This window comes from Pseudomonas sp. 13B_2.1_Bac1 (assembly GCF_025466155.1).
Taxonomy (GTDB): domain Bacteria; phylum Pseudomonadota; class Gammaproteobacteria; order Pseudomonadales; family Pseudomonadaceae; genus Aquipseudomonas; species Aquipseudomonas aylmerensis.
Genome location: NZ_JANLOH010000026.1, coordinates 33,577 through 58,311, shown reverse-complemented (window position 1 = coordinate 58,311; position 24,735 = coordinate 33,577). Strand labels below are relative to the sequence as shown.

30 protein-coding genes are annotated in these 24,735 nt (G+C 62.0%); 21 read left to right on the top strand and 9 right to left on the bottom strand.

The features are described 5' to 3' along the window. The first annotated feature begins 111 nt into the window (after positions 1 to 111). The gene (locus NTD80_RS05890) at positions 112 to 747 is read left to right on the top strand and encodes an NBR1-Ig-like domain-containing protein (RefSeq protein WP_262132623.1); all 636 of its coding nucleotides are present in this window, start codon (positions 112 to 114) and stop codon (positions 745 to 747) included. A gap of 20 nt (positions 748 to 767) precedes the next feature. On the opposite strand, the gene NTD80_RS05885 is transcribed toward NTD80_RS05890, so the two are convergent. Further along, positions 768 to 1,049, bottom strand: coding sequence for a HigA family addiction module antitoxin (locus NTD80_RS05885; RefSeq protein ID WP_262132621.1), 282 nt, complete (start codon positions 1,047 to 1,049; stop codon positions 768 to 770). A 270-nt stretch (positions 1,050 to 1,319) separates the two neighbouring features. Between NTD80_RS05885 and NTD80_RS05880 the strand changes: the two genes are divergently transcribed. The 14 genes from NTD80_RS05880 (at position 1,320) to madM (ending at position 11,409) form a co-directional block, all read left to right on the top strand. Further along, a complete protein-coding gene (locus NTD80_RS05880; protein ID WP_106802397.1) occupies positions 1,320 to 1,703 on the top strand; it encodes a polymorphic toxin type 44 domain-containing protein in 384 nt (127 codons plus the stop codon). Then, positions 1,681 to 2,100 (top strand): hypothetical protein, encoded by a 420-nt coding sequence (locus tag NTD80_RS05875; RefSeq protein WP_262132618.1) that lies wholly within the window; start codon positions 1,681 to 1,683, stop codon positions 2,098 to 2,100. The genes NTD80_RS05880 and NTD80_RS05875 overlap by 23 nt, the downstream gene beginning before the upstream one ends. A 522-nt stretch (positions 2,101 to 2,622) precedes the next feature. Beyond that, entirely contained in the window at positions 2,623 to 2,862 is a 240-nt protein-coding gene (locus tag NTD80_RS05870) for a DUF6124 family protein (protein ID WP_262132616.1), read from the top strand. A gap of 61 nt (positions 2,863 to 2,923) precedes the next feature. Then, on the top strand, positions 2,924 to 3,553 hold the full coding sequence (locus tag NTD80_RS05865) for a nucleotidyltransferase domain-containing protein (protein WP_262132681.1): 630 nt from the start codon (positions 2,924 to 2,926) through the stop codon (positions 3,551 to 3,553). Beyond that, positions 3,516 to 3,950 carry a hypothetical protein gene (locus NTD80_RS05860; protein WP_106802400.1) on the top strand — a complete coding sequence of 145 codons (435 nt, stop codon included), beginning with the start codon at positions 3,516 to 3,518 and terminating at the stop codon, positions 3,948 to 3,950. The genes NTD80_RS05865 and NTD80_RS05860 overlap by 38 nt, the downstream gene beginning before the upstream one ends. Positions 3,951 to 4,273: 323 nt before the next feature. Then, a complete protein-coding gene (gene mdcA / locus NTD80_RS05855) occupies positions 4,274 to 5,944 on the top strand; it encodes a malonate decarboxylase subunit alpha (RefSeq protein WP_262132614.1) in 1,671 nt (556 codons plus the stop codon). After that, positions 5,945 to 6,778: a triphosphoribosyl-dephospho-CoA synthase gene (locus tag NTD80_RS05850; protein WP_262132613.1), complete on the top strand. Its 834-nt coding sequence runs from the start codon at positions 5,945 to 5,947 to the stop codon at positions 6,776 to 6,778. It begins immediately after the preceding gene. Further along, complete coding sequence (locus NTD80_RS05845; RefSeq protein ID WP_213554037.1) at positions 6,778 to 7,077, top strand: malonate decarboxylase subunit delta; 300 nt, start codon at positions 6,778 to 6,780, stop codon at positions 7,075 to 7,077. The genes NTD80_RS05850 and NTD80_RS05845 overlap by 1 nt, the downstream gene beginning before the upstream one ends. Then, a complete protein-coding gene (locus NTD80_RS05840) occupies positions 7,070 to 7,909 on the top strand; it encodes a biotin-independent malonate decarboxylase subunit beta (RefSeq protein ID WP_262132611.1) in 840 nt (279 codons plus the stop codon). Before NTD80_RS05845 ends, NTD80_RS05840 begins: the two co-directional genes overlap by 8 nt. After that, complete coding sequence (mdcE, locus tag NTD80_RS05835) at positions 7,906 to 8,676, top strand: biotin-independent malonate decarboxylase subunit gamma (RefSeq protein WP_262132610.1); 771 nt, start codon at positions 7,906 to 7,908, stop codon at positions 8,674 to 8,676. Before NTD80_RS05840 ends, mdcE begins: the two co-directional genes overlap by 4 nt. Then, entirely contained in the window at positions 8,670 to 9,266 is a 597-nt protein-coding gene (locus NTD80_RS05830; protein WP_262132608.1) for a malonate decarboxylase holo-ACP synthase, read from the top strand. The genes mdcE and NTD80_RS05830 overlap by 7 nt, the downstream gene beginning before the upstream one ends. Further along, complete coding sequence (gene mdcH, locus NTD80_RS05825; protein WP_262132606.1) at positions 9,263 to 10,162, top strand: malonate decarboxylase subunit epsilon; 900 nt, start codon at positions 9,263 to 9,265, stop codon at positions 10,160 to 10,162. The genes NTD80_RS05830 and mdcH overlap by 4 nt, the downstream gene beginning before the upstream one ends. Positions 10,163 to 10,229: 67 nt before the next feature. After that, a complete protein-coding gene (madL, locus tag NTD80_RS05820; protein ID WP_064454526.1) occupies positions 10,230 to 10,643 on the top strand; it encodes a malonate transporter subunit MadL in 414 nt (137 codons plus the stop codon). Between the two features lies 1 nt (position 10,644). Then, positions 10,645 to 11,409 (top strand): malonate transporter subunit MadM, encoded by a 765-nt coding sequence (madM, locus tag NTD80_RS05815; protein ID WP_058426582.1) that lies wholly within the window; start codon positions 10,645 to 10,647, stop codon positions 11,407 to 11,409. Positions 11,410 to 11,426: 17 nt separating this feature from the next. Here madM and NTD80_RS05810 read toward each other — a convergent pair whose 3' ends face one another. The 3 genes from NTD80_RS05810 to NTD80_RS05800 are packed head-to-tail and all read right to left on the bottom strand — an operon-like array spanning position 11,427 to position 13,494. After that, positions 11,427 to 12,347 (bottom strand): LysR substrate-binding domain-containing protein, encoded by a 921-nt coding sequence (locus NTD80_RS05810; RefSeq protein WP_065904893.1) that lies wholly within the window; start codon positions 12,345 to 12,347, stop codon positions 11,427 to 11,429. Positions 12,348 to 12,385: 38 nt separating this feature from the next. Next, a complete protein-coding gene (locus tag NTD80_RS05805; RefSeq protein WP_065904891.1) occupies positions 12,386 to 12,928 on the bottom strand; it encodes a chromate transporter in 543 nt (180 codons plus the stop codon). After that, on the bottom strand, positions 12,928 to 13,494 hold the full coding sequence (locus tag NTD80_RS05800) for a chromate transporter (RefSeq protein ID WP_106802407.1): 567 nt from the start codon (positions 13,492 to 13,494) through the stop codon (positions 12,928 to 12,930). Before NTD80_RS05800 ends, NTD80_RS05805 begins: the two co-directional genes overlap by 1 nt. Before the next feature lie 205 nt (positions 13,495 to 13,699). On the opposite strand from NTD80_RS05800, the gene trhA reads away from it, so the two are divergent. Next, positions 13,700 to 14,317: a PAQR family membrane homeostasis protein TrhA gene (gene trhA, locus NTD80_RS05795; protein WP_262132601.1), complete on the top strand. Its 618-nt coding sequence runs from the start codon at positions 13,700 to 13,702 to the stop codon at positions 14,315 to 14,317. Positions 14,318 to 14,340: 23 nt separating this feature from the next. Here the strand turns inward: trhA and NTD80_RS05790 are convergent, their stop codons facing one another. Further along, the gene (locus NTD80_RS05790; protein ID WP_262132600.1) at positions 14,341 to 15,243 is read right to left on the bottom strand and encodes a LysR family transcriptional regulator; all 903 of its coding nucleotides are present in this window, start codon (positions 15,241 to 15,243) and stop codon (positions 14,341 to 14,343) included. A gap of 107 nt (positions 15,244 to 15,350) precedes the next feature. Between NTD80_RS05790 and NTD80_RS05785 the strand changes: the two genes are divergently transcribed. Genes NTD80_RS05785 through NTD80_RS05775 form a run of 3 tightly spaced genes read left to right on the top strand, consistent with a single transcriptional unit; the run spans position 15,351 to position 17,880 of the window. Next, on the top strand, positions 15,351 to 16,592 hold the full coding sequence (locus tag NTD80_RS05785) for a D-amino acid dehydrogenase (RefSeq protein WP_262132599.1): 1,242 nt from the start codon (positions 15,351 to 15,353) through the stop codon (positions 16,590 to 16,592). A 10-nt stretch (positions 16,593 to 16,602) separates the two neighbouring features. Continuing rightward, positions 16,603 to 16,953, top strand: coding sequence for a RidA family protein (locus tag NTD80_RS05780; protein WP_262132598.1), 351 nt, complete (start codon positions 16,603 to 16,605; stop codon positions 16,951 to 16,953). A gap of 24 nt (positions 16,954 to 16,977) precedes the next feature. Then, positions 16,978 to 17,880, top strand: coding sequence for a transporter substrate-binding domain-containing protein (locus tag NTD80_RS05775; protein ID WP_262132596.1), 903 nt, complete (start codon positions 16,978 to 16,980; stop codon positions 17,878 to 17,880). A gap of 53 nt (positions 17,881 to 17,933) precedes the next feature. On the opposite strand, the gene NTD80_RS05770 is transcribed toward NTD80_RS05775, so the two are convergent. Both NTD80_RS05770 and NTD80_RS05765 read right to left on the bottom strand, forming a co-directional pair. Then, positions 17,934 to 18,653, bottom strand: coding sequence for a 16S rRNA (uracil(1498)-N(3))-methyltransferase (locus tag NTD80_RS05770; protein ID WP_120450292.1), 720 nt, complete (start codon positions 18,651 to 18,653; stop codon positions 17,934 to 17,936). A 65-nt stretch (positions 18,654 to 18,718) separates the two neighbouring features. Further along, a complete protein-coding gene (locus tag NTD80_RS05765; protein ID WP_262132595.1) occupies positions 18,719 to 20,125 on the bottom strand; it encodes an adenosylmethionine--8-amino-7-oxononanoate transaminase in 1,407 nt (468 codons plus the stop codon). A 281-nt stretch (positions 20,126 to 20,406) separates the two neighbouring features. On the opposite strand from NTD80_RS05765, the gene NTD80_RS05760 reads away from it, so the two are divergent. Together NTD80_RS05760 and NTD80_RS05755 are read left to right on the top strand one after the other, a co-directional pair. Then, the gene (locus NTD80_RS05760) at positions 20,407 to 20,958 is read left to right on the top strand and encodes a cytochrome b (RefSeq protein WP_003216842.1); all 552 of its coding nucleotides are present in this window, start codon (positions 20,407 to 20,409) and stop codon (positions 20,956 to 20,958) included. A gap of 32 nt (positions 20,959 to 20,990) precedes the next feature. Continuing rightward, positions 20,991 to 21,569, top strand: coding sequence for a YceI family protein (locus tag NTD80_RS05755; protein WP_262132593.1), 579 nt, complete (start codon positions 20,991 to 20,993; stop codon positions 21,567 to 21,569). 226 nt (positions 21,570 to 21,795) lie between these two features. Here the strand turns inward: NTD80_RS05755 and NTD80_RS05750 are convergent, their stop codons facing one another. Continuing rightward, positions 21,796 to 23,682: a DEAD/DEAH box helicase gene (locus NTD80_RS05750; RefSeq protein ID WP_120450290.1), complete on the bottom strand. Its 1,887-nt coding sequence runs from the start codon at positions 23,680 to 23,682 to the stop codon at positions 21,796 to 21,798. 223 nt (positions 23,683 to 23,905) lie between these two features. Then, complete coding sequence (locus NTD80_RS05745) at positions 23,906 to 24,697, bottom strand: substrate-binding periplasmic protein (RefSeq protein ID WP_262132590.1); 792 nt, start codon at positions 24,695 to 24,697, stop codon at positions 23,906 to 23,908. Between the last annotated feature and the right edge of the window lie 38 nt (positions 24,698 to 24,735).

Genomic DNA, 24,735 nt, shown 5'->3' with positions numbered 1-24,735 from the left:
TTTTGGCGGACAAAGAAATGACGTTCACCTAAAAATGGGAACCGCAAACTTCGTATGAATATAAGAACGCGAGATACCCTCAGGTCACTGGTTGCACGGCGCAGCCGCGAGTTGGGCAAGCCCCTGACTGCGCTGGCCAAGGAGGCGGGAATTTCCAGAACCTACCTGTACGGTCTCGCGGCGGGAGCCTCCAGGGACCCGTCGGTGCGTACGCTGATCAAGCTGGCAAAGGCATTGCAGGTTTCTCCCTTGCTGCTGTTTCGCTACTTCGCTGACCTGACAGGTGCGCCCGATTATGCGTGCTCAATGGCTTCCACCAATCGGGCTGCAGGTATTGATGATCCGGAGGACGTTGCGGTGTTCAATGCCGATGTCACGACGCCTGATCAAGCCGTCGTGTTGCCGGGGGAAGTCTTTCAGAAAACCTGGGAGATTCAGAACTTGGGCACACGACCCTGGCGCGGGCGACGACTGGTGCGTGTTGACAGGGAATATGTGATTGCCCGCCGCGCAGATCCACAAGGCCAGTTGGAGGTTGTGATGGATATTCATTTGCGTAGCCTGCACAGCGAGCTCCCTATTGCCGATACGCTGCCGGGCCAGCCGGTGCGTATCAGTGTGGAGTTTGCAGCACCCAGGGAGACGTGTACGGTGGCTTCAGTCTGGAGAATCGAGGATGAGCAGGGGAAACCTTGTTACGGGCCTGCGTTCATTTTGCATGTAGTGGTTAACGTCATGGCGCGTTGAGCGTCCGGTCGGATTTTTCCTTAATCAATCCGCGCAAACGGCTCAATCATCGGCTGCTCTCGATGCTCGGCCTGCCACAAGTCGTAGGCGCTTTGCATCGACAGCCATAGATGCGCGGTACTCACGCCGGCTCGCTCAAGCCTCACGGCAAGGTCGGGGCTGACAGGCGCGTGGCCATGCAAGATCCTTGAAAAGGTTTCGCGGGCGAAGCCAAGGTGCCTGGCCATTTCGGTGATGGTGATGCCCAGGGCAGGGACCACATCCTCCAGCAGAATTTCGCCTGGGTGAGGTGGGTTGTGCATACCCCTATAGAGACTCCTACTCAGTGGTAGTCAAGATAATCGACTGTTTCGGCTGGGTCTTTGAGTAATAGCCTGAAAAGCCTATCCGAACATTCTTCGCTGTCTGTCGGAGGACCAGGCGACACGCCCTCGCAGACCATGCAAATGATCAAAGAATGTCGGAATGGTATGAGTTGGCTGTAGGCGAGTTCTGCATTTGATTGAGCGGGTATTCAAGCCTGGGTGGGATGGCTAGCTTCTGCGTTTCTCACTGCAAGCTAGGACTCGCAAATGGCCGTACCGTTAATGCCGCCTGGTGTTTCAATTCTTGAAAACATGGCGATATCTACATGCAAACGCATTCATCTCAAGCCCGGGTCGGCATTCGCCTACTCCTGGTTTTATTCTCAGGTTCGTGCCGCCGGCCCCTGGAACTACAAGAGGCGGGGACGTCAATACGAGGCTTTTGGTAATTTCAATTACGGTGCAACAGGCACCGTGCTGGGGATTCCAGAGCATGTGCTGTTGCGGGCGGCAGGTGTTGCTCAAACCCTCGCAAAAACCACGCTCCCGGATTTTGGATTATGGTGGGGCGGTGAGCCTTTTGGTGACGACCCGCGAGATCAATATTGGATAAGGAGAGGTATTGAGTATGCAATTTCTCAAGGCCATTAAGGGACTCATACCTGTTCTGCGTAATTGTTTGCTGGCGGTCTGCCTGATCTATATCGGCGGCGGCTGGCTCATGTCATCCGGAGCGCCGGCTCTGGACGAAGTGGTGTTGAAGTACTCCTTGGGCAACGGTAATTCGATTTACGGTGCGCGAGATGGCCAAGGCGGAGCGACGGTGGGCTTTTCCTACAGATACTACGTCCATAAGGATCTGGGTAATGATCAGGAAATACTCACCACATTAGTGTCGGCACATCCCTTTCTGAAAACCCAAGAGCCCACTGTGCAAGTGAGTGAGCAGGATGGCGAGCTTCGATTGGATGTTCAGGGGCGGGTGTATGAGTACAAGAGTTATGCCCTCGAAGGCCTGGGAGGGGCCAAGGTGGTCATGGCGTTTTGATTCTCGATGCTGCGCGCGAGGTTGGGCAATATCAATGTGGCGAGCGGGCTTGCCCCGCGTTGGGTTGCGCAGCAGCCCCAAAACCTGCCCACGGTTTACATCTGATACACCGCGTTGATCTGCCTGGGGCTGCTACGCAGCCCAACGCGGGGCAAGCCCGCTCGCCACAGGAAGTGCTTTTGCCTTGAGAGTTGTGGTGAGCCTTCGGATTTTTCCTGCAGGATTTTGAGCCTTGCATGAACTTGTCGCGTGCAGTCAGCGCGCCTAGTCTTCGTCCCGTCATCGCAAAAAACGGTGACACGGACGTGCAAGTCCGGTTACATGTCGACGCACCAGCGCCCATAGCCATCCAACGGGCGTTTTTTATGCCTGCTGTATTCGTTATGGCGGCTGTGCGTGGGAGATCCCTTGGGGTCTGCCGGGGTCCGATATGCCCGGTCTTGCACACCTGCGCACGGCTGCCACCTTATTTGCGTGCAAGCGGAAAAGGGCAGTCTCCATCACATATCGGAGCTGTTAATCATGTTCAAACCTACCCCCAATCCGCCCCTCTTCACCGTAACCCCACACCAAGACACCGAAACCCTGCTGGTCAACGCCAGCGAAACCCTGTCCTCCCTCAACGCACTCACCTGCAACCTGGCCTTCGACCTGGACACTTCTCAGCGCGCCATCATGCTCGGGATCCAGCAAATGGCCGAGATGGGGCAGTTGTTGGTGGATCAAGCGCTGGAGCAGATTTTTCCCTCCCCAGCGGCTTAAAACTTGATCGTTCCCAAAAAGGGACCTATCGTTCCCTTTTTGGGACTCTTTGGCCGCCATCATGCACACCTTATCGCTCAGCACCGCGCTCTTCACTGTCACCCAGCAAAAAGTGCTGGGCCTGCTTTTCGGTAAGCCGGACAAAAGCTTCTTCACCAATGAAATTGCGCGGTGGGCTCAGGTGGGCAAAGGCAGTCTCACCCGTGAACTGGAGCGCTTGCAGTCAGCGGGCATTTTGAACATGACGCGCCAGGGCAACCAAACCCACTACCAGGCCAACCCCCAATGCCCGATCTACTCGGAGCTGTTAGCCATTGTGCGCAAGACGCTGAGCCTGGATGAGCCATTGCGCAATGCACTGGCACCGTTCGCGGAGCACATAACCTGGGCCTTTATCTACGGCTCCATCGCCAAGGGCGAGGCGCACTCATCCAGTGACATAGATCTGATGCTGATTGGCCAAAGCCTCAACTACAGTGAAGTCATGGAGCGGCTTATACCGTTGGAAGAGCAACTGGGGCGCCCCATCAACCCGACGCTTTACACCCCTGAAGACTGGATTGGCAAATGGAATGCCGGGAACAGTTTTGTGCAGCGGGTCGTGCAGCAGGACAAGATCAATCTGATTGGGGGCAACCCCCTGGTATCCACGGATGGACAGCAAAGCAAACCTGGAGAATCTGCAACGTAGCGGTGGCTTGAAAGCTGAGCCGCCGGATCGTAAGGAGTGTGATGGGCTGATGCGTTCTGCCAGGGATCGGTTGAAGGACGCCGGTAATGCCGCGTTATCGTTCGCCAGTCGTTTCGACCTGGCTTATAACGCCGCCCATGCTCTCGCACTCACGGCCTTGCGCCTGCAAGGCTATCGCTCGGACAAACGCTATCTGGTCTTTCAATGTCTGGTTCACACCACCGACGTGGGCAAGGTGGCGGTAAGGTTGTTGGCCCTGTGTCATGAGCGTCGAAACCTGGCGGAATATGAAGGGTATATGGATGAGGATGAGGCGCTGCTAGGCCAGTTGGTTGATAGCGCGACGGCACTGCTGAATAAAGTGGAAGTTATGTTGGCTGGCCATGAGTGGCGATAGGGAGGGGCCGGCGCCCGCTTGCGAAAAGGTCCCAAACAGGGACTGATCAGCCCTTTTTGGGGACCGCTATCTCACAGACACCACTGAACAAATGTGGGAGGGGGCTTGCCCCCGACGGCTGAGTGTCAGTTGATACATCACTTGGCTGACCCACCGCCATCGGGGGCAAGCCACGTCCCATATTTTTGATCTTCACTGGGCTCGGGTCAGCATTTGCTGATGCTCCATTACTCCAGCCGTAATGATCCGTCGCCCAGCTTGATTGATGGCCCCCCGAATCACTCCTAAGGTACAGCCCACGACAGCAAACCCGTGGAGCGACCATGACAACGACAATAATCCCCGACTCGCGCTGGACGCGGCGACGCGACGAGAAGCAGCGGCGGCTCGGGCTGGTCAAGCACTTTGCCGACGGGGCCGTGTTGCCCAGTGACAAGATCGTCGCGGCGCTTGAGGCGTTGATCCTCCCCGGCGACCGCGTGGTGCTGGAGGGCAACAACCAGAAGCAAGCCGATTTCCTCTCGCGCTCCCTGGCCAAGGCCGACCCGGCCAAGCTCCACGATTTGCACATGATCATGCCCAGTGTCGGCCGCTCCGAGCACCTGGACCTGTTTGAAAAGGGCATCGCGCGCAAGCTGGATTTCTCCTTCGCCGGCACTCAATCCCTGCGCATCAGCCAGTTGCTGGAAGACGGCCTGCTGGAAATCGGCGCGATCCATACCTACATTGAACTCTACGCGCGGCTGGTGGTGGACTTGATCCCCAATGTGGTGCTGTCTGCCGGGTTCATGGCCGACCGCGCCGGCAATATCTACACCGGTGCCAGCACTGAAGACACCCCGGCATTGATCGAGCCTGCCGCGTTCAGCGATGGCATCGTGATCGTGCAGGTCAACCAGTTGGTGGATGACGTCAGCGACTTGCCCCGCGTGGACATCCCCGCCAGTTGGGTGGATTTCGTGGTGGTGGCCGACAAGCCGTTCTACATCGAGCCGCTGTTCACCCGTGACCCGCGCCACATCAAGCCGGTGCATGTGCTGATGGCGATGATGGCGATCCGTGGCATCTACGAAAAACACAATGTGCAATCGCTCAACCACGGCATCGGCTTCAACACCGCCGCCATCGAGCTGATCCTGCCCACCTACGGCGAGTCCCTGGGCCTTAAGGGCAAAATCTGCCGCAACTGGACCCTCAACCCGCACCCGACCCTGATCCCTGCGATTGAAAGCGGGTGGGTGGAAAGCGTGCATTGCTTCGGCACCGAACTGGGCATGGAAAACTACATCGCCGCGCGCCCGGATGTGTTCTTCACTGGCCGCGACGGCTCGATGCGCTCCAACCGGATGTTCTGCCAACTCGCTGGCCAGTACGCGGTGGACCTGTTTATCGGCGCGACCCTGCAAGTCGACGGCGACGGCCATTCCAGCACCGTGACCCGTGGGCGTCTCGCCGGGTTTGGTGGCGCACCGAACATGGGGCACGACCCGCGCGGTCGTCGCCACGGCACACCGGCCTGGCTGGACATGCGTCACGACGATGCGCCAGAAGCCTTGCTTGAACGCGGCAAGAAGCTGGTGGTGCAGATGGTCGAGACCTTCCAGGAAGGCGGCAAGCCGACTTTCGTTGAGACCCTCGACGCGGTGGAGGTGGCGCGCAAAAGCGGTATGCCGCTGGCGCCGATCATGATCTACGGCGACGACGTGACCCATCTGCTCACCGAAGAAGGCATCGCCTACCTGTACAAGGCGCGTTCACTCGAAGAACGCCAGGCAATGATCGCCGCCGTCGCCGGCGTGACGGCCATCGGCATGCGCCACAACCCAAAAGACACCGCACGCATGCGTCGCGAAGGCTTGATTGCCTTGCCCGAAGACTTGGGCATTCGCCGCACCGACGCCACTCGCGAGTTGTTGGCGGCCAAGAGCGTCGCCGACCTGGTGGACTGGTCGGGTGGTTTGTACAACCCGCCCGCCAAATTCAGGAGCTGGTAAATGCGCGCCCTCAAACTGCATGAACTGAGCCTGGCTGATCGCCTGGCAGACATGGCCGTCGACGCGTTGATCGATGAGGCTGACTTGTCGCCCAAGCCCGCCCTCGTGGATCGGCGTGGCAATGGTGCCCACAGCGATTTGCACCTGGGCCTGATGCACGCGTCGGCGCTGTCGCTGTGGCCGATGTTCAAGGCAATGGCCGAGGCAGCGATTGACGTCGGTGAAGTCGGCCTGCCCTTGCGCGAAGCCCTTGGGCGCATTGGCCGCGAAGGTGAGCAAGCCATGCTCGCCACTACCGGCGGCGTGAATACCCATCGCGGTGCGATCTGGGCGCTTGGCTTGCTGACCGCAGCGGCGGCGTTGGAGCCGCGCGCCGTGACACTCACCGCGGCCAAGCTGGCCCTGCTCAACGACCGCTACGCCCCGCAACCGATGAGCCACGGCGCCCAGGTCGCACAGCGCTTCGGCGCACGGGGCGCCCGTGAAGAAGCGCAACTGGGCTTCCCTTCGGTGGTGCTACGCGGCCTGCCGCAACTGCATAAGAGCCGCCGGCAAAACGTCGGCGAACAGAACGCGCGCCTGGATGCCTTGCTCGCGATCATGACGGACCTGGCCGACACCTGTGTGCTCTATCGCGCCGGCCTGGAAGGCCTGTATGCCATGCAGCGCGGCGCCCAGGCCGTGCTTGATGCAGGCGGCAGCGCGACCCTCGCCGGTCGCCGTCAGTTGCATGAATTGGACCACCAACTGCTGGCCCTGAATGCCTCCCCCGGTGGCGCCGCCGACCTGTTGGCCGCCTGCCTGTTTATCGACCGCCTCGACGGAGCGTTGTGATGGAAACCTTATCCTTTGAATTCCCCGCCGGGCAGCCGCCAAAAGGCCGTGCGCTGGTGGGTTGCGTCGGCTCGGGTGACCTGGAAGTACTGCTGGAACCGGGCACGCCGGGCACGCTGACCATCCAGGTGCAGACCTCGGTGAATGGCGCCGCACTCCGCTGGCAGCATCTGTTCGAACGGATCTTCCAGGAGCAGACGCCACCGGCCTTGAAGATTGATATTCACGATTTCGGCGCCACCCCAGGCGTGGTGCGTCTGCGCCTGGAGCAGGGCTTCGAGGAGATCGGCCATGACTGACCTCACCAAACACAGCTTCGTCGAACTGGGCGCCCGGCAGCGGGCCAAGTCCTTGTTGGACGCCGGTTCCTACCTCGAACTGATCGACCCGTTCCAACGCGTCATGTCGCCCTGGCTCAGCCGCCAAGGCGTGGTGCCGCAGGCGGATGACGGGGTGGTGATTGCCAAGGGCAGCATCGACGGAAAACCGGTGGTGATTGCCGCCATCGAGGGCAACTTCCAGGGCGGCAGCCTTGGCGAAGTAGGCGGCGCGAAAATCGCCGGCGCTTTGGAGCTGGCAGCCGAGGACAATCGCAAGGGCATCCCGACCCGCGCCGTGCTGTTGCTGGAGACTGGCGGCGTGCGCCTGCAGGAAGCCAACCTGGGCCTGGCCGCGATTGCCGATATCCACGCGGCGATTGTCGACCTGCGCCAGTACCAGCCGGTGATTGGTGTGGTGGCGGGCAGTGTCGGGTGCTTTGGCGGCATGTCCATCGCCGCCGGGCTGTGCAGCTACCTGGTCGTGACCCGCGAAGCACGTCTTGGCCTCAATGGCCCGCAAGTGATCGAACAGGAAGCCGGCCTGGAAGAATACGATTCGCGCGACCGCCCGTTTATCTGGAGCCTGACCGGCGGCGAGCAGCGCTTCAACAGCGGCCTGGCCGACCGTTACGTGGCAGACGATGTGACGCAGATCCAGCAGACCGTCACTGCATTGCTGCAACAAGGCTTGCCTGCTCAACAGCGCAGCCGTCAGGCCGAACATTACCTGGCGCGTCTTGCGCAACTGGACGCCACGCCGCAGATCGACGCGGCAACGGTGCGCGACCTGTATCAAGGAGAACGCTCATGAGAGGCTTGCAGTGGTTCAACGCATTGAGTGCCGGCGCCGCCCCTGTCGACGGTTTGCCGCAGTCGCTGAGGGTTGCCGACGGTGTCTTGGGTGAGCAGACGGTGCGCTTTGTCGCCGTGGTCAGCGACCCTCAGAACCGCTTCCCGCGCGCCCGTAACGGCGAAGTCGGGTTGCTCGAAGGCTGGGGCCTGGCCAAGGCGGTGGATGAAGCCATCGCCCACGGGGACCAGCGTCCGATCATCGCCATCGTCGATGTACCGAGCCAAGCCTACGGCCGTCGCGAAGAAGCCCTCGGCATTCACCAGGCCCTGGCCGCCGCCGCCGACAGCTATGCGCGCGCCCGGTTGGCCGGCCACCCGGTGATCGCGCTGCTGGTGGGCAAGGCGATGTCCGGGGCGTTCCTCGCCCACGGCTACCAGGCCAACCGCCTGATCGCCCTGCGTGACCCCGGTGTGATGGTTCACGCCATGGGCAAGGCCTCGGCGGCGCGGGTGACCCTGCGCAGTGTCGAGGAACTGGAAGCCCTGGCCGCCAGCGTGCCACCGATGGCCTATGACATCGACAGCTATGCCAGCTTGGGGCTGTTGTGGGAGACCTTGTCGGTCAGCCAGATTGAACAGCCCACGCCGGACGATGTGGCGCGGGTCAGCGATTGCCTGGTCAATGCGGTCAAGGATATCGACGGCCGCGATTTGAGCGGGCGTCTCGGCGCGGCTAATCGCGCCGCCTCCAGCCAGGTACGCCAGCTGCTGCGGGAGCAATGGTGAACGCCCACGATTTGCTCTGGGGCATGACCCCGGCGCACGTGCCTGCCGACGCACCGGCCTGGGTGCTGGAGGCCGTCGCCTCTGGCCATCCGGTGGTGGTGCGCCGCGCCATGGCCGAGCCGGGTCATGTGCCCGTCGGCGTACGCGGGCGGTTGCGTGAGCAGCGTTATGCCACCCATATGCCGCTGGCGGCAGTGCAGCGGCGCGTGATCCCCGAGGCTCTGTGTGGTGTGGTCTCGCCACGGGATTTACCCGCGCTGCGCGCGCTCGATCTATTGCGCCCGTTGCTGGCGCAGGAGGCGTGGGGCGTCACGGGCAGCGCGGGTTTCGAGTTGGCCAGCGGGATTCAAGCGCTGCACGCGCAGAGCGATCTGGATTTGATCCTGCGTACGTCCGAGCGACTTGAGCGCGGTGATGCCGAGGATCTGCTGGCGATATTGAACACCGCACCGTGCGCCGTGGATCTGCAACTGCAAACCCCGTTTGGCGCCGTCGCCTTGCGCGAATGGGCAAGTGGATCACGCCGCGTGCTGCTCAAGACCGCCAGCGGTGCACACCTTGTGCAGGACCCTTGGCAGGCCGTGGCATGAGCAGCCTCCTGGTCTTCCCGGGGCAGGGCGCCCAACGGCCGGGCATGCTCCATCAGCTGCCTGTGGAGGTGTTGGAGCAGGCCAGTGAGGCCTTGGGTGAAGACGTCCTGGCGCTCGACTCGGCGCAAGCCCTTGAGTCGACCCGCGCGGTACAACTCTGCCTGTTGATCGCCGGTGTGGCCCACGCCCACCTCCTGCAACACACGCCGGATTATGTCGCGGGCCTGTCCATCGGTGCCTACCCGGCGGCGGTGATTGCGGGCGCGCTGGACTTCGACGAGGCCATCAAACTGGTCAGCCTGCGTGGCGAGCTGATGCAAAACGCTTATCCACATGGCTACGGCATGACCGCAATCATCGGCCCGGCGTTATCCACAGTGGAAAACCTGCTGGCCGAAATACACAGTGCTGAAACGCCGGTGTACCTGGCCAATATCAACGCCGACAACCAGACCGTCATTGCCGGCAGCGATGCAGCAATGAAGCTTGTCGCAGAGCGCATCCAGGGCAATGGCATCGCCAAGCGCCTGGCGGTCAGCGTGCCGTCCCATTGCGCGCTGCTGGACGCGCCTGCCCAGCGCTTGGCCCAGGCGTTCGGTGCACTCAAGCCGCCGCGCATCACCTACCTGAGCAGCACGCGTGCGCGGCCGATCCACAACCCCGAGCAATTGCGCGACGACCTGGCCTTCAATATGTGCCGCGTCGTCGACTGGCGCGGCACCGTGCAAAGCGCCTACGAGCGCGGCGTGCGCCTGCAGATCGAACTGCCGCCGGGCGCCGTGCTCACCGGCCTGTCACGCCGCGTGTTTGAACAAGGCACGGTGATCGCCTGTGAAGGCGCCCGCCTGGACACCTTGCAGGCCTTGCTGGAAGAGGAGGAGCGCCGCCACCGATAAAGCACCACCCAAGGCTTTCGAAGCACAAAAACAACAATTTCGATCGAGCACTTTGAGGACAACAACAATGATTATTTACGGTGTGGCATTGCTGGCGATCTGCACGCTCGCGGGCGTGATCATGGGCGACATGCTTGGCGTGTTGCTCGGCGTCAAATCCAACGTGGGCGGGGTGGGGATTGCGATGATCCTGCTGATCTGCGCCCGCCTGTGGATGCAAAAGCGCGGTGGCATGACCAAGGATTGCGAGATGGGCGTGGGCTTCTGGGGCGCGATGTACATCCCCGTGGTCGTGGCGATGGCCGCGCAACAGAACGTCGTCACCGCCCTGCATGGCGGACCGGTCGCGGTGCTCGCGGCGATTGGTTCGGTGGTGGTGTGCGGGTGCACCATTGCCCTGATCAGCCGCACGCACAAGGGTGAACCTTTACCCGATGAAGAGCCGCTGATCACGCCGACACCTGTCGTGGGAGGCCGCTGATATGTGGGATCTCATCGAAAAAGGCTTGGAACATAACGGCCTGATCACCGCGTTTGCCTTCGTTGGCGTGGTCATGTGGATTTCCGTGGTGCTGTCCAAGCGACTGACCTTCGGACGCATCCACGGCTCGGCGATTGCCATCGTTATTGGCCTGGTGCTGGCCTGGGTCGGCGGCACGATCACCGGTGGGCAAAAAGGCCTGGCCGACCTGGCGCTGTTCTCCGGTATCGGCCTGATGGGCGGCGCGATGCTGCGCGACTTCGCCATTGTTGCCACCGCGTTTGAGGTGCAGGCCACCGAAGCGCGCAAGGCCGGCATGATTGGCGTGATCGCCTTGCTGCTGGGCACGATCCTGCCGTTTATCGTCGGCGCGAGCATGGCCTGGGTGTTTGGCTACCGCGATGCAATCAGCATGACTACCATCGGCGCGGGTGCGGTGACCTACATCGTCGGCCCGGTGACTGGCGCGGCGATTGGCGCGACCTCGGATGTGATGGCGCTGTCGATTGCCACCGGGTTGATCAAGGCGATCCTGGTGATGGTCGGCACGCCCGTGGCGGCGCGTTGGATGGGGCTGGATAACCCGCGTTCGGCGATGGTGTTTGGCGGCTTGGCCGGCACCGTGAGTGGGGTGACGGCAGGCCTGGCGGCGACGGATCGGCGGTTGGTGCCGTACGGCGCGCTGACGGCGACGTTCCATACCGGGCTGGGGTGTTTGCTCGGGCCTTCGCTGCTGTACTTCATCGTGCGTGGGTTGGTGGGCTGACCCCCGATAGCGGAGTGTCAGGCTGTCCCCTGCCGATTGGCATACATCCGACACTCCGCCAACAACGCCAGCAAGTTCGGATCACGCTCCTTGGCCTTCAGGAACACCACGCCGATATGCTGCTGCAACCGATACCTGGGTTGCAGCGGTATCAGCTTCACGCGGTTCTCGTACACCGCCGCAATCCTTCCCGGCAGCAGCGCATAACCCACGCCCGAACTGACCATGCTCAACAGCGTGAAGATGTCATTGACCTGCATCGCCACCTTCGGCTCGAACCCCGCCTGCTTGAACACGCGATTGCCATCCTGGTGCGTGGCGAAGCCCTGGGTGAGGGTGATGAAGGTCGCGTCGCGCACGTCGGCAAGGTCGATTTCCCGCTCGCGGTCGAAGGGCGAATCGGCCGGGGTGGCGAGGAAGATGTCGTCGCTGAACAAGGCAATCTGTTCGCAGTCGGGGTCGTTGGCGTGCTCATCCAGAGAGATGAGGATCGCGTCCACTTCCATGTTCTTGAGCTTGTACAGCAGGTCGAAATTCGAGCCCAGGATCAGGTCGATATTGAGCTCGCTGCGCCTGATTTTCAGGCCCATGATCAGTTGCGGCACGGTCTTGACCGTCAGCGAGTACAGCGAGCCAAGCTTGAAGCGCTCGGCGGAGAACCCGGCGGCTTCACGGGTCAGGCGCACGCTGTCGACCACATCGGCGATGAGTTTTTGCGCGCGCTCTTCAAGCACGTAGGCGCTTTCCAGCGGCGTGAGGTTGCGCCCTTCGTGTTTGAACAGCGGGCAGCGCAGGGCATTTTCCAGCGAGTGAATGGCGCGGTGCACGCTGACGTTGCTGGTTTGCAGCTCGGCGGCTGCGCGGGCCAGGTTGCCGGTGCGCATGAACGCCAGGAAGATTTCGAGCTTTTTGAGGGTGAATTCTTCGTCGATCAGCATGGCCATGGGCTCTTGTTCGAATGCCGTCGATTGTGCCCCTAAAACCAGTTCACTCCCAGCCATGCGCTGCACAGGCCCAGCACCACGCCGAGGATGATCAGCCAGATCGCGTTCAGGCGCGTGTAATACACCACGGCAGCACTGGCCAGCGTCAGCACCAGGCTGGTGGCATTGTTTTCCAGGCTGTTCATCAGGATGTAGGTCGAGGCGAGAATCAAGCCGATGGAGAGCGGCAGCAGGCTGCGCTTGACGCGCTGCACCCAGGGCGTGCGGGTGTGACGCTCCAGCCAGCCGGCGCCGACGTAGGTCAACACCGAGCAAGGCACCAGTTTGGCGGCCAGCGCCACCAGCGCGCCGGGCAACCCTGCAGCCTGCTGGCCGATAAATACCAGGAACATGCCGTTCGGCCCCGGCAGCGCCTGGGACAGGGCGAAGAACGCGACGAATTGCGCGTCGGTGATCCAGTTCATGTCGGTGACGGCGTAGCGGTGGATATCACTGATGGCCACGGTATTGCCGCCAATCGACATCAGCGACCACAGCGCGCATTGGATCATCAGGTGCAGCAGCACGGTTTGCATCAGCCGGCCACCTTGTGTGTGCTGACAAAACTCAGGGCCAGCGAGCTGGGGATGCAGATCAGCAGCACCATCCACAGCGGCAGCACGAAAACCGCCATCAACACGAAGGTCAGCACGAACGCGCTGTAGTTGGCGAGGGTGCGAGGCATGGCCTTGAGCAGGCGCAGGGTGGTGCCGAGCATCAGCCCGGTGGCGATCGGCATCACGGCGCCGAAAATCTGCTGCACCACCTCGTTGCTCCACCACTTGGCGTAGGCGAAACCGGCGAACACGGTGATCAGCGAGGGGAACAGGTACAGCCCGCAGACGGTCACAATCGCACCCGGCAAGCCATGCAGGCGCCGGCCGTAGATGATGCCGACGTTGGCGATATTGGGGCCTGGGAAGAACTGGCCGGTGGTCAGCAGCTCATTGAAGCCTTGCTCGCTGACCCAGCGGCGGCGGTCGACCATCATCTGCCGCGCCCAGGGCATCACGCCGCCAAAGCCGAACAGGCCGACCATGGCGAAGTTGTAAAACAGTTGCCATAGGCTGGGTTGCGGCGCGTCGGGTTCGAGCTCAGGCATTGTCGATACCATGATGGGGGCAGGTGCACCCTTGCAGGGGCCGGCTTGCCGGCGATGAGGCCCTTGAGCCCTGTGCCGGCAAGGACGGTGTGAATCATCCGATGGGCAGCGGTGTTAGAGCAAATGAAGAAAGGTTGTTACCCGATAGTGAGTGACTGCGGTCAGAATGCTCAAGGTGATAACGGTTATTCGAGGTGAGTGACACATGTATCACGGGGAACGATTCAACGCCTGGAGCCATTTGCTCGGGGCGGTTGCAGCTTTTGTCGGTGCGGTATGGATGTTGGTGGTGGCGAGCCTGGACGGCAGCCCCTGGAAAATCGTCAGCGTGGCCATTTACGGCTTTACCCTGCTGGTGCTGTACAGCGCGTCCACCGTGTACCACAGCGTGCAGGGGCGACGGAAAGAGATCATGCAGAAGGTCGATCACTTCTCGATCTACCTGCTGATTGCCGGCAGCTATACGCCGTTCTGCCTGGTCACGCTGCGCGGGCCATGGGGCTGGACGCTGTTCGGGATTGTGTGGGGGCTGGCGGTGATCGGCATCCTGCAGGAGATCAAACCGCGGTCCGAGGCGCGCATCCTGTCGATCGTGATCTACGCGGTGATGGGCTGGATCGTACTGGTGGCGGTCAAGCCGCTGCTCGCCGCGCTGGGCTCGGCGGGGTTCGCCTGGCTGGCGTCGGGCGGGGTGCTGTATACCGTGGGCATCATCTTTTTTGCCCTGGAGGATCGCCTGCGGCATTCCCATGGCATCTGGCACCTGTTCGTGATCGGCGGCAGCCTGCTGCATTTTGTGGCGATCATGCACTACGTGCTGTGACCGTCACTTGCCGGCGATTACGCTTACAGGCGTTCCAGTAGCTCGCGGGCACGCTTGCCGAAAATCTGCAGCAGGTTTGCCAGCATGTGCGGCGGCGGTTCGTCGGCGCGGGTGAGGGCGTACAAGGTGATCGGCAAGGGCGGCGTGAGCGTGCGGATGCGCGTGGTGGCGGTCGAGGCTCCCAGCGCGGTGAAGGGGTCGATCACCGTGAGCCCGGCGCCGGATTCCACCATGGCCCGGGCCAGCGAATAGGTTTGCACCGAGATCGTCACCTGGGGCGGCGGGTCGACGTTTTCCAAGTAACTGTCGAGTTTCGCGGCCAGCGGGTCGGCGCTGGAGAGCCCGATCAGCGGCGCTCCCGCCAGGTCGGCGAGCGGCAGCGGCTGGCGGGTTTCAGCCTCGGACCAATAGCCTTTGGACGCCAGCGCCACCAGCACGCCATTGGCCAACACCTGGGTGGTCAACCCCGGATGGCCGGAGAAGTTGAGCGTCAATGCCAGGTCGATCTCGCGCATCAACAGTTTCTGCACCAGCTCGCGGCTGTGGTCGCTGGACAGTTCGCAGGCGATGTCCGGGTAATCGTGCTTCCACTCCAGAATCGCCGGCGGCAGCAGCGACAGCGCCAGGGCCGGGATCGCGCCAATGCGCACACTTTGGCCCGGCTCGCGGCGCAGGCTCTTGGCCAGGCGTCGCACGCCTTGCAGGCTCTGGGTGACTTTTTCCACTTCGCTTTCGAGCGCTAGGGCTTCCGGCGTGGGTTGCAGCTTGCCGCGCACCCGCAGGAACAGCGGAAAGCCCAATTGTAACTCCGCGTGTTGCAACACCTTGGTCACGGCCGGTTGCGACACATGCAGGAACTGCGCGGCAGCGCTGATGGAGCCGGTCTGGCGGATGGCCTGGAAGATCTCGATATGACGCAAGCGCATGGCGTGTCCATAACCTTTGTTTATAGGTGACCCATCTTTATTCATTGTCGGTGACCTGTCACCTGCCCCTAGGCTTGAGCCTTCTTATTCAACGACTGGGGGCTGGCATGACCAGGCAGGTTTGCATCATCGGTGGAGGGGTTATCGGCCTGGCGAGTGCCTACGCGTTGGTGCGCGCCGGCCATGAAGTGACGGTGATCGAGGCACGCGACAGCCTGGGCAGCGAAACCAGTTTTGCCAATGGTGGGCAGTTGTCCTACCGCTACGTCGCCCCGCTGGCAGACGCCGGCGTGCCGCTGCAGGCGATTGGCTGGTTGCTGCGCGGCGATTCGCCGCTCAGGCTGCGCCCGCGCCTGGACCCCCAGCAATGGCGCTGGATGGCGGCCTTCATCGGCGCCTGCCGCGGCTCGGTGAACAAACGCAACGCCGCGCACTTGCTGCGCCTGGCGAGCCTGAGCCAATCCACCTTGCAGCAATGGCGCGTCGATGACGGCCTGGACGGTTTCGACTGGCGACGCAACGGCAAGCTGGTGACTTTTCGCAATGCCGACACCTTCGAGCGGGCGCGCAGCAAGGTCACCGACGTCCTGCAGCAGCAGGTGCTGTCGGCGGTAGATTGTGCGCGCCTGGAGCCGACACTCGCGGCAGGTGGGTTTGTCGGCGGCATCTACACGCCCAATGAGGAAGTGGCGGACTGTCATGCCTTCTGCCAGCAGTTGGCGGCGCGTCTTCAAGCGTCGGGGCGCTGCACCTTCATGCTGGGGCGCAAGGTCACCGGGATCCTGCATGCCGACGGTGCGGTACAGGCTATCGAACTGGGCGGCGAAGTGATGCCGGTGCAGCAATTGGTGCTGGCTGCCGGGCATCGCAGTGCCGAGTTGGCGTTGCCGGGCTTGTCACTGCCGCTGTACCCGCTCAAGGGCTACAGCCTGAGCGTGCCGATTGGCGCGCAGCACCGCGCGCCGAACGTGAGCATCACCGACTACGACCGCAAGATCGTCTACGCGCGCATCGGCGAACAACTGCGGGTGGCGGCGATGGTGGATATCGTCGGCTTCGATGCCAGCCTCGAGCCCAAGCGCCTGGCACTGATCAAGCGCCAAGCAATCGAGACATTTCCTACAGCTGGCGACTACACGCATGCGCTGGAATGGGCCGGTATGCGCCCGGCTACCCCGACCGGCGTGCCGCTGATTGGCGCCAGCCTCTATCGCAACCTGTGGCTGAACCTGGGCCACGGTGCCCTGGGCTTTACCCTGGCGTGCGGCAGCGGCCAATTGCTCGCCGAGTTGATCGGCCAACACGTCCCTTCCATTGATATGCAGGGCCTGGCGCCTCGCGCCGCATAAGGATGCACCCATGACCATCACGCGAATCAGCAGCAACGAACGACTGTCCGGCGCCGTCACCTTCAAGGACCTGGTATTCCTCTCGGGCCAGGTGCCGGGCGAGGGTGTCGACGTGGCGACCCAGACCCGCGAAGTGCTGGCGAAGATCGACGGGCTGCTGGCCCAGGCCGGCAGTGACAAGGATCATGTCTTGAATGCGACCATTTACTTGAAAGATATCGGCAACGGTTTCGCCCCAATGAGTGAAGTGTGGTCTGCCTGGCTGTCGCCAGGCATGGCGCCGACGCGCACCACCTTGCAGGCGGAACTGGCGCGACCGAGTGTGCTGGTGGAAATCAGCGTGATTGCTGTCCGTAAATAACTCAAAGACCAACGGAGAATAACAATGAAAAAAATCCTGTTGACCGGTTGCACCCTGGGGCTGTTACTGGGGGCGCAGGCCCATGCCAATCAAGCGCCGGTGGATGGCACGCTGGGCAAGATCGCCAGCGCCAAGTCGATCACCCTGGGCTATCGCGATGCGTCGGTGCCGTTTTCCTACGTGGGGGATAGCAGTGGCAAGCCCATGGGGTATTCGGTGGACCTGGCGAGCAAGATCGTCGAGCGCATCGAGGAGAAAACCGGGGTCGCCGATCTCAAGGTGAAATACAACCTGGTGACTTCCCAGACGCGTATCCCGCTGGTGCAGAACGGCACCGTCGACCTCGAATGCGGCTCCACCGGGGTGACTGCAGAGCGCCAGCAACAGGTGGCATTTTCCTACGGCTTTATCTACGTGAAGGGTCAGTTGCTGACCGCCAAGGACAGCGGTATCCAGGGCTTTGACGACCTCAAGGGCAAAAACGTGGTGACCACCGCCGGTACCACCAACGAGCGGTTTCTCAAGAACTACAACGCCGAGCACAAGACCAATATGTTCGTGATCAGCGCCAAGGACCACGGCGAGGCGTTCAAGATGCTCGAGACCGGTCGCGCGGCGGCGTTCTATATGGACGATGCGCTGCTCTACGGTGAGCGCGCCAAGGCCAGGGATCCGCACAAATGGGTGGTGGTCGGCAAAGAGCAATCGCGGGAAATCTACAGCTGCATGGTGCGCAAGGGCGACCCGCAGTTTCTCGCGGTGGTCAATGAGGCACTGGGCGACCTGTACCGCTCGGGGGCGATCAACGGGATTTACCAGCGTTGGTTTGAACAGCCGATTCCTCCCAAGGGCTTGAACCTGGAATTCCCGATGACCAGCGAGTTGAAGGCGATCATTGCCACGCCGGTGAGTGACCCGGTGGAGTGATCACCCGATCAACTGTAGGCGCCGGCTAGCCAGCGCTTACATTCGAGGCAGGGTCAGAAATCGCCCCAGAGTTGCTGGGCCACCGCCAAAGCGACGACAGGCGCCGTCTCGGTCCGCAATACGCGCGGGCCCAGGCGGGCGGCATGGAAGCCGGCGTCTTGCGCGGTTTGCACTTCATTGTCGGTCAACCCGCCTTCAGGACCGATCAGGAAGGCCAGGCTGGCAGGCTTGGCATGGCTGACCAGCGGCTCGGCCACCGGGTGCAGGACCAGTTTCAAGTCGGCCTCGGTCTGTTTCAACCAGTCCGCCAGCAGCAGCGGTGGGTGAATCACTGGCACTGTCGAACGCCCACATTGCTCGCACGCGCTGATTGCCACCTGGCGCCAGTGCAGCAGGCGTTTGTCGGCGCGTTCATCCTTGAGGCGCACTTCGCAGCGCTCGCTGAAAATCGGCGTGATCGCGTTGACGCCCAGTTCGGTGGCTTTCTGTATCGCCCAATCCATGCGCTCGCCCCGCGACAACCCCTGGCCGAGGTGGATGTGCAGCGGCGATTCAGCCTGCCCGGCGAAGCTTTGCGTGAGTTGCACGCTGACGCGCTTCTTGCCGACATCCAGCAAAGTGCCCAGGAACTCCTGGCCGGAACCGTCGAACAACTGCACGGCGTCGCCTTCGTTCATGCGCAGTACACGGCTGATGTAGTGCGCCTGGGCTTCGGGCAACTCGTGCTCGCCAAGGCTCAGCGGGGTGTCGGTGAAAAAGCGGGACAGTCTCATTTCTGTTCTCTGGAAAATAAGGTGTTTCTGCAGGCGCCGGCTTGCCGGCGCCTGCAAGGGTGTGATCAGCCGGGATCGCGAAAGCCTGGGTGGAAGTCCTTCGGCACGGCGACACTGACTTTGCTGTTGGTGGCAATGTCGATGCCTTCACTGGCCACCTCGGCGAGGAAATCGATCTGCTCCGGCGTGATCACATACGGCGGCAGGAAATACACCACGCTGCCCAAGGGCCGCAACAGCGCACCGCGTTCCAGGGCATGCTCGAAGACCTTCAGGCCACGGCGTTCCTGCCACGGGTAGGCGGTCTTGGTGGCTTTGTCCTGGACCATCTCGATGGCCAGGACCATGCCAGTCTGGCGCACTTCCGACACGTGCGGGTGGTCCACCAGGTGCGCGGTGGCGGTGGCCATGCGCTGGGCCAGGGCCTTGTTGTTCTCGATGACGTTGTCTTCTTCGAAAATATCCAGGGTCGCCAAGGCGGCCGCGCACGCCAGCGGGTTGCCGGTGTAGCTGTGGGAGTGCAGGAAGGCGCGCAGGGTCGGGTAGTCGTCGTAGAAGGCGTCGTAGACATCATCGGTGGTGACCACCGCCGCCAATGGCAGGTAGCCGCCAGTGAGGGCCTTGGACAAACACAGGAAATCCGGGCGGATACCGGCCTGCTCGCACGCGAACATGCTGCCGGTACGGCCGAAGCCCACGGCGATTTCATCGTGGATCAGGTGCACGCCATAGCGGTCACAGGCTTCGCGCAGCAGCTTGAGGTACACCGGGTGGTACATGCGCATACCGCCGGCGCCCTGGATCAGCGGCTCGACGATCACCGCCGCGACGCTGTCGTGGTTGTCGGCGAGGGTCTGCTCCATGGCCTGGAACATGTTGCGCGAATGCTCTTCCCAGCTCTTGCCTTCGGGACGCAGGTAGCAATCCGGGCTCGGCACCTTGAGGGTGTCCAGCAGCAGCGCCTTGTAGGTTTCGGTAAACAGCGGCACATCGCCCACCGACATTGCGGCGATGGTTTCGCCGTGGTAGCTGTTGGTCAGGGTGACGAAGCGCTTCTTGTTCGGCAGGCCGCGGTTGAGCCAGTAGTGAAAGCTCATCTTCAGCGCCACTTCGATGCACGACGAACCGTTGTCGGCATAGAAACAGCGGGTCAGGCCTTCGGGCGTCATCGCCACCAGGCGCTCGGACAGTTCGATCACCGGTTGGTGGCTGAAACCGGCGAGGATCACGTGTTCAAGTTGGTCGACCTGATCCTTGATGCGCTGGTTGATACGCGGGTTGGCGTGGCCGAACACGTTGACCCACCAGGAGCTGACGGCATCGAGGTAGCGCTTGCCTTCGAAATCTTCCAGCCACACGCCTTCACCGCGCTTGATGGGGATCAGCGGCAGTTGCTGGTGGTCTTTCATCTGGGTGCAGGGATGCCACAACACGGCCAGGTCGCGTTGCATCCACTGGTTGTTCAAGCCCATCGGTCATCTCCTCGAAGCGGTCCCGCGTGTGGCGCAGGTGAAACAGTCGCGCAAGCCTATGCAATGCAGGCCTGTGTCACAACCCATTGCGAGTTTGAAGCGTAAATTGGTGGTAAACGCAGGACAGTCCGTCACGTTTCTTCTGGATAGTCCTTAATCTCTTGTTAACTTACTCTGCATACGCTCTTGATCGTATTTCTCGATATTTCAAAGCGAAATTTTCCGCTTTAATTCGATAGGTAAATCGATAGTCTTGCCACAGCTCTTACGGGATTTGGGACATGCAACTACGTAATTCACCGGCCCGCTATGGCTGGGTCAGCATCGTTTTGCACTGGGGCGTGGCCCTGGTGGTGTTCGGTCTGTTCGCATTGGGCCTGTGGATGGTCGGTCTCGACTACTACAGTGCCTGGCGCAAAGACGCCCCGGACCTGCACAAGAGCATCGGCATTACGCTGTTCGCCATCATGCTCGTGCGGATCGTCTGGCGCCTGGTCAGCCCGCCGCCGCCACCGCTTGCCAGCTATAGCCGCATGACGCGTCTGGGGGCTGCGTTTGGCCACGCGTTCCTGTATCTCGGGCTGTTTGCCGTGATGATTGCCGGTTACCTGATTTCCACCGCAGACGGTGTCGGGATCCCGGTGTTTGGCCTGTTTGAGATTCCTGCGCTGGTTTCCGGGCTGCCGGACCAGGCAGACACTGCAGGCGTGGTGCATTTGTACCTGGCCTGGGTATTGGTGGTGTTCGCCGGCCTGCATGGCGTGGCCGCGCTGAAACACCATTTCATTGATCGTGATGTGACCCTGGTTCGTATGCTGGGGCGCAAAGCCTGATGTTCAACCTCGACTCACAAGGAATAGAAAGCATGTTGAAAAAGACTCTCGCCGCTCTGGCCATCGGTACCGCCCTGCTGTCTGCTGGTCAGGTGATGGCCGCCGACTACAAGATCGACAAGGAAGGCCAGCACGCCTTCATCGACTGGAAAATCAGCCACCTGGGTTACAGCTACATCCACGGTACCTTCAAGGACTGGGATGGTTCGTTCAGCTGGGATGCCGCCAAGCCTGAAGCCAGCAAAATCTCGGTCGACGTGAAAACCGCCAGCCTGTGGTCGAACCACGCAGAACGTGACAAGCACATCGCCAGCAAGGACTTCCTCGACGTTGGCAAGTTTGCCGATGCCAAGTTCGTGTCCACCGCTGTTAAATCCACCGGCGAAAAAACCGCTGATGTGACGGGCGACCTGACTTTCCACGGCGTGACCAAGCCTGTGACCTTCAAGGCGACCTTCAACGGTGAAGGCAAGGATCCATGGGGCGGCGAACGTGCTGGCTTCAACGCCACCACTACCGTCAACCTGAACGACTTCGGCATCAAAGGCCCAGGCCCGTCCTCGCAGACTGTAGACCTGGACATCTCGCTGGAAGGCGTCAAGCAGAAGTAATTTCTGTTTTTACCCGAAAGAACCGGATCCTGAGATCCGGTTTTTTTATGCCTGGAATGTACGCAATGTGGGCGCTGGCTTGCCTGCGATGCGGGCCCATCGAAGCATCAGGCACACCGAGTCGATACAATCGCAGGCAAGCCAGCTCCCACAGTTGATCAGTGTCGAGTCAAAAAAAATGCCCCGTCTCGAAAGAGGCGGGGCATTTTTTGTGGTGCTTTGAAACTCAGCGGTTGCGGGTCAGCAGCGCTGGTTTTTCACCACGAGGACGGCCTGGCAGTTGATCCAACTGCTCCGGTGTCGGGAAGCGGTCGGCTTTCGACTCCTTGTGGATGATCTTCGGCGCCGGGCCACCGCGCGGGTTCTGCACGGCGGGTTCGGACAAGCGTGGCTGGTCGTCACGGGCCGGGCGACGGTTGTTGCTGCGCGAATCATCGCGACGGGCCTGGCCATCACGTGGCGCGCCGTTACGCGGGCCGTTGCGCTTGGCCGGTGGCGTACCGGTGGTGCCGCCGCTGCTGTTGCGCGGACCGTTCTGACGACCGCCCTGTGGCTGGCCGCCACGTGGAGCACCTGCGCCGGCGCCTTGCGCCGGGGCGCCTGGACGACGGCCACGACCCTGGGCCGGTTTGGCCTGGGGCACGTAGTCGACGCGGTTACCGAAGTTATCCACGTCGTCGTCGAGGAACTCGTCCGGGGCGCGGTCGGCTGCAGCACGGGGTGGCTGGGTCGGCTGGCGCTGTTCGCGGGCCGGGGTGCCTTCACGTGGTTTTTGCTCACGGGCCGGGCGCTCGCCACGGCCGTTGGTAGGCGCTTTTTCCTTGCCGCCCTTGTCCTTGCCCTTGTCGCGACGACCACCGCCACCACCGCCGCCGTTCGGGCCATCGCCCTTCGGACCGCGTGGGTTGCGTGGGTTGCGCACGTCCGGACGCTCGCGCGCTTCTGGCTTTTCAGCCTCGACGGCGCTGGCATCGAAGCCCATCAGGTCGCCGTCGGCGATTTTCTGCTTGGTCATGCGCTCGATGCTTTTCAGCAGTTTTTCTTCGTCCGGTGCAACCAGGGAGATGGCTTCACCCGAACGACCGGCACGGCCGGTACGGCCGATACGGTGCACGTAGTCTTCGTCGACGTTCGGCAGTTCGAAGTTGACCACGTGTGGCAGTTGGTCGATATCCAGGCCGCGGGCGGCGATATCGGTGGCCACCAGGATGCGCACTTCACCGGCCTTGAAATCGGCCAGGGCTTTGGTGCGGGCGTTCTGGCTCTTGTTGCCGTGGATGGCGACGGCGGTGAGGCCGTGCTTGTCCAGGTACTCGGCCAGGCGGTTCGCGCCGTGCTTGGTGCGGGTGAACACCAGTACCTGTTCCCACGCGCCGGCGGTGATCAGGTGGGCCAGCAGCGCACGCTTGTGGCTGGCGGCCAGGCGGAACACGCGTTGTTCGATACGCTCGACCGTGGTGTTGGGCGGCGTGACTTCAATGCGTTCCGGGTTGTGCAGCAGCTTGCCGGCCAGGGCGGTGATGTCGTTGGAGAACGTTGCCGAGAACAGCAGGTTCTGACGTTTGGCCGGCAGGCGGGCGAGGACCTTTTTCACGTCATGGACAAAGCCCATGTCGAGCATGCGGTCTGCTTCGTCCAGCACGAGGATTTCCACGTGGGACAAGTCGACGCTGCCTTGGCCGCACAGGTCGAGCAAGCGACCGGGGCAGGCGACCAGCACGTCGACACCACGGGACATGGCCTGAACCTGTGGGTTCATGCCGACGCCGCCGAAGATGCAGGCGCTGACGAACTTCAGGTCGCGGGCATACAGCTTGAAGCTGTCGTGCACTTGCGCGGCGAGTTCGCGGGTGGGGGTCAGGACCAGTACGCGCGGTTGGCGCGGGCCGTGACGCTGGGATTTGTCCGGGTGACCATTGGGGAACAACCGCTCCAGAATCGGGAGGGCGAAGCCGCCGGTTTTACCAGTACCTGTCTGAGCCGCAACCATCAGGTCGCGACCTTGCAACACGGCGGGAATGGCCCGCTGTTGCACCGGAGTAGGCTCGGTATAGCCCGCTGCCTCGATGGCGCGGACTAAAGCCTCGGAGAGACCGAGGGAAGCAAAGGACATGAGTAATCCTGTTTTAGTTAGGGCTTGGCCCAGAGGGATAATCTTGCCGGGCGCGAATGGCGCTTAGGGGAGCGCAATCCCGTCCGGTCCTGCTGCGTCTGGCGAGCACTCCACACCGGCTCGCGCGGGCTGAAAGCTGCGCTGTAGCGGGGTTGGGTGCCTTTTTCAAGACCTCAGCGGCCGGGCGTAAGCCTGGCGGAAAGGCCGGAGTATAACAGAGCAATCACTGCGCGCTGCTTTCCTGCTGCTCAACGGTGTCTCCTGCTGCCGTTATGGCCTGGATTCCACCATATTTGGCACTCAAGGCGGCGTAGGCCGGTTCCTGTTTGAAGCGCCTGAGCTCGGCGGCAAAGCGCTGCACCAGCAGGTCCATGCCCGCACCCCGGCGCACGGCCAGGAACTGCGGCTGGCGGCTGACCACGACCTGGGCCTGGCTGACCTTGCCTTCCAGGCCCATGGCCTTGATCACGTGCTGGCCGACCCGGCGGTCGGTGATCACCAGGTCGATGCGCCCGAGCATCAATTTGCCGAAGTTGGCCTCATGGCTGGGCGCCGCTTCGCGGTTGAACAGTGCGGAATCGCTGAACGGCTCGCCATACAGGTAGCCGGGCGAGGTGCCGATGGTCAGGCCGCGCAGGTCCTCAAGGCTTTGGGCCGGGTGCGGCCGTTCGTTGGCATAGAACAGGGTGAACTCGACTTGTGACAGCGGTTCGCTGGGGTAGAGCAGCAGCGCGTCGCGCTCATGGCTGTGGAAAATATCCAGCGCGCCGTCGGCCTGGCCCTGGTCAAGCATGGCCAGGCAGCGCTTCCAGGGCAGGAATTGCCACTCGACATCGACCCCCAGGCGCTGGAACACGATCACCGTGGTGTCGTAGTCCAGTCCCTGCATGGCGCCGCGTTCTTCGTACACATAGGGTGCCCAGGGCTCGGTGACAATGCGCAGTTTCTCGCCATAAGCGGCCAGGCTCAGGCAAGTGAAAAGGGCAGCGGTCGCAAGCTTCAGGATCACGGGCATACCCTGAGGTTACGACGCTCCTGCGCTAAAGAGAAGCT

Excerpts from the sequence above, each read along its gene's own strand:
- NTD80_RS05830 (WP_262132608.1), top strand. The coding sequence starts at position 8,670 with ATGGTGAACGCCCACGATTTGCTCTGGGGCATGACCCCGGCGCACGTG.
- NTD80_RS05780 (WP_262132598.1), top strand. The coding sequence starts at position 16,603 with ATGACCATCACGCGAATCAGCAGCAACGAACGACTGTCCGGCGCCGTC.
- NTD80_RS05785 (WP_262132599.1), top strand. The coding sequence starts at position 15,351 with ATGACCAGGCAGGTTTGCATCATCGGTGGAGGGGTTATCGGCCTGGCG.
- NTD80_RS05760 (WP_003216842.1), top strand. The coding sequence starts at position 20,407 with ATGCAACTACGTAATTCACCGGCCCGCTATGGCTGGGTCAGCATCGTT.
- NTD80_RS05765 (WP_262132595.1), bottom strand. The coding sequence starts at position 20,125 with ATGGGCTTGAACAACCAGTGGATGCAACGCGACCTGGCCGTGTTGTGG.
- NTD80_RS05840 (WP_262132611.1), top strand. The coding sequence starts at position 7,070 with ATGACTGACCTCACCAAACACAGCTTCGTCGAACTGGGCGCCCGGCAG.
- trhA (WP_262132601.1), top strand. The coding sequence starts at position 13,700 with ATGTATCACGGGGAACGATTCAACGCCTGGAGCCATTTGCTCGGGGCG.
- NTD80_RS05770 (WP_120450292.1), bottom strand. The coding sequence starts at position 18,653 with ATGAGACTGTCCCGCTTTTTCACCGACACCCCGCTGAGCCTTGGCGAG.
- NTD80_RS05745 (WP_262132590.1), bottom strand. The coding sequence starts at position 24,697 with ATGCCCGTGATCCTGAAGCTTGCGACCGCTGCCCTTTTCACTTGCCTG.
- NTD80_RS05870 (WP_262132616.1), top strand. The coding sequence starts at position 2,623 with ATGTTCAAACCTACCCCCAATCCGCCCCTCTTCACCGTAACCCCACAC.
- NTD80_RS05885 (WP_262132621.1), bottom strand. The coding sequence starts at position 1,049 with ATGCACAACCCACCTCACCCAGGCGAAATTCTGCTGGAGGATGTGGTC.
- mdcA (WP_262132614.1), top strand. The coding sequence starts at position 4,274 with ATGACAACGACAATAATCCCCGACTCGCGCTGGACGCGGCGACGCGAC.
- NTD80_RS05790 (WP_262132600.1), bottom strand. The coding sequence starts at position 15,243 with ATGCGCTTGCGTCATATCGAGATCTTCCAGGCCATCCGCCAGACCGGC.
- NTD80_RS05845 (WP_213554037.1), top strand. The coding sequence starts at position 6,778 with ATGGAAACCTTATCCTTTGAATTCCCCGCCGGGCAGCCGCCAAAAGGC.
- NTD80_RS05865 (WP_262132681.1), top strand. The coding sequence starts at position 2,924 with ATGCACACCTTATCGCTCAGCACCGCGCTCTTCACTGTCACCCAGCAA.
- NTD80_RS05875 (WP_262132618.1), top strand. The coding sequence starts at position 1,681 with ATGCAATTTCTCAAGGCCATTAAGGGACTCATACCTGTTCTGCGTAAT.
- mdcH (WP_262132606.1), top strand. The coding sequence starts at position 9,263 with ATGAGCAGCCTCCTGGTCTTCCCGGGGCAGGGCGCCCAACGGCCGGGC.
- NTD80_RS05800 (WP_106802407.1), bottom strand. The coding sequence starts at position 13,494 with ATGCCTGAGCTCGAACCCGACGCGCCGCAACCCAGCCTATGGCAACTG.
- NTD80_RS05810 (WP_065904893.1), bottom strand. The coding sequence starts at position 12,347 with ATGCTGATCGACGAAGAATTCACCCTCAAAAAGCTCGAAATCTTCCTG.
- madL (WP_064454526.1), top strand. The coding sequence starts at position 10,230 with ATGATTATTTACGGTGTGGCATTGCTGGCGATCTGCACGCTCGCGGGC.
- NTD80_RS05805 (WP_065904891.1), bottom strand. The coding sequence starts at position 12,928 with ATGCAAACCGTGCTGCTGCACCTGATGATCCAATGCGCGCTGTGGTCG.
- NTD80_RS05880 (WP_106802397.1), top strand. The coding sequence starts at position 1,320 with ATGGCCGTACCGTTAATGCCGCCTGGTGTTTCAATTCTTGAAAACATG.
- NTD80_RS05860 (WP_106802400.1), top strand. The coding sequence starts at position 3,516 with ATGGACAGCAAAGCAAACCTGGAGAATCTGCAACGTAGCGGTGGCTTG.
- NTD80_RS05750 (WP_120450290.1), bottom strand. The coding sequence starts at position 23,682 with ATGTCCTTTGCTTCCCTCGGTCTCTCCGAGGCTTTAGTCCGCGCCATC.
- NTD80_RS05775 (WP_262132596.1), top strand. The coding sequence starts at position 16,978 with ATGAAAAAAATCCTGTTGACCGGTTGCACCCTGGGGCTGTTACTGGGG.
- mdcE (WP_262132610.1), top strand. The coding sequence starts at position 7,906 with ATGAGAGGCTTGCAGTGGTTCAACGCATTGAGTGCCGGCGCCGCCCCT.
- madM (WP_058426582.1), top strand. The coding sequence starts at position 10,645 with ATGTGGGATCTCATCGAAAAAGGCTTGGAACATAACGGCCTGATCACC.
- NTD80_RS05755 (WP_262132593.1), top strand. The coding sequence starts at position 20,991 with ATGTTGAAAAAGACTCTCGCCGCTCTGGCCATCGGTACCGCCCTGCTG.
- NTD80_RS05850 (WP_262132613.1), top strand. The coding sequence starts at position 5,945 with ATGCGCGCCCTCAAACTGCATGAACTGAGCCTGGCTGATCGCCTGGCA.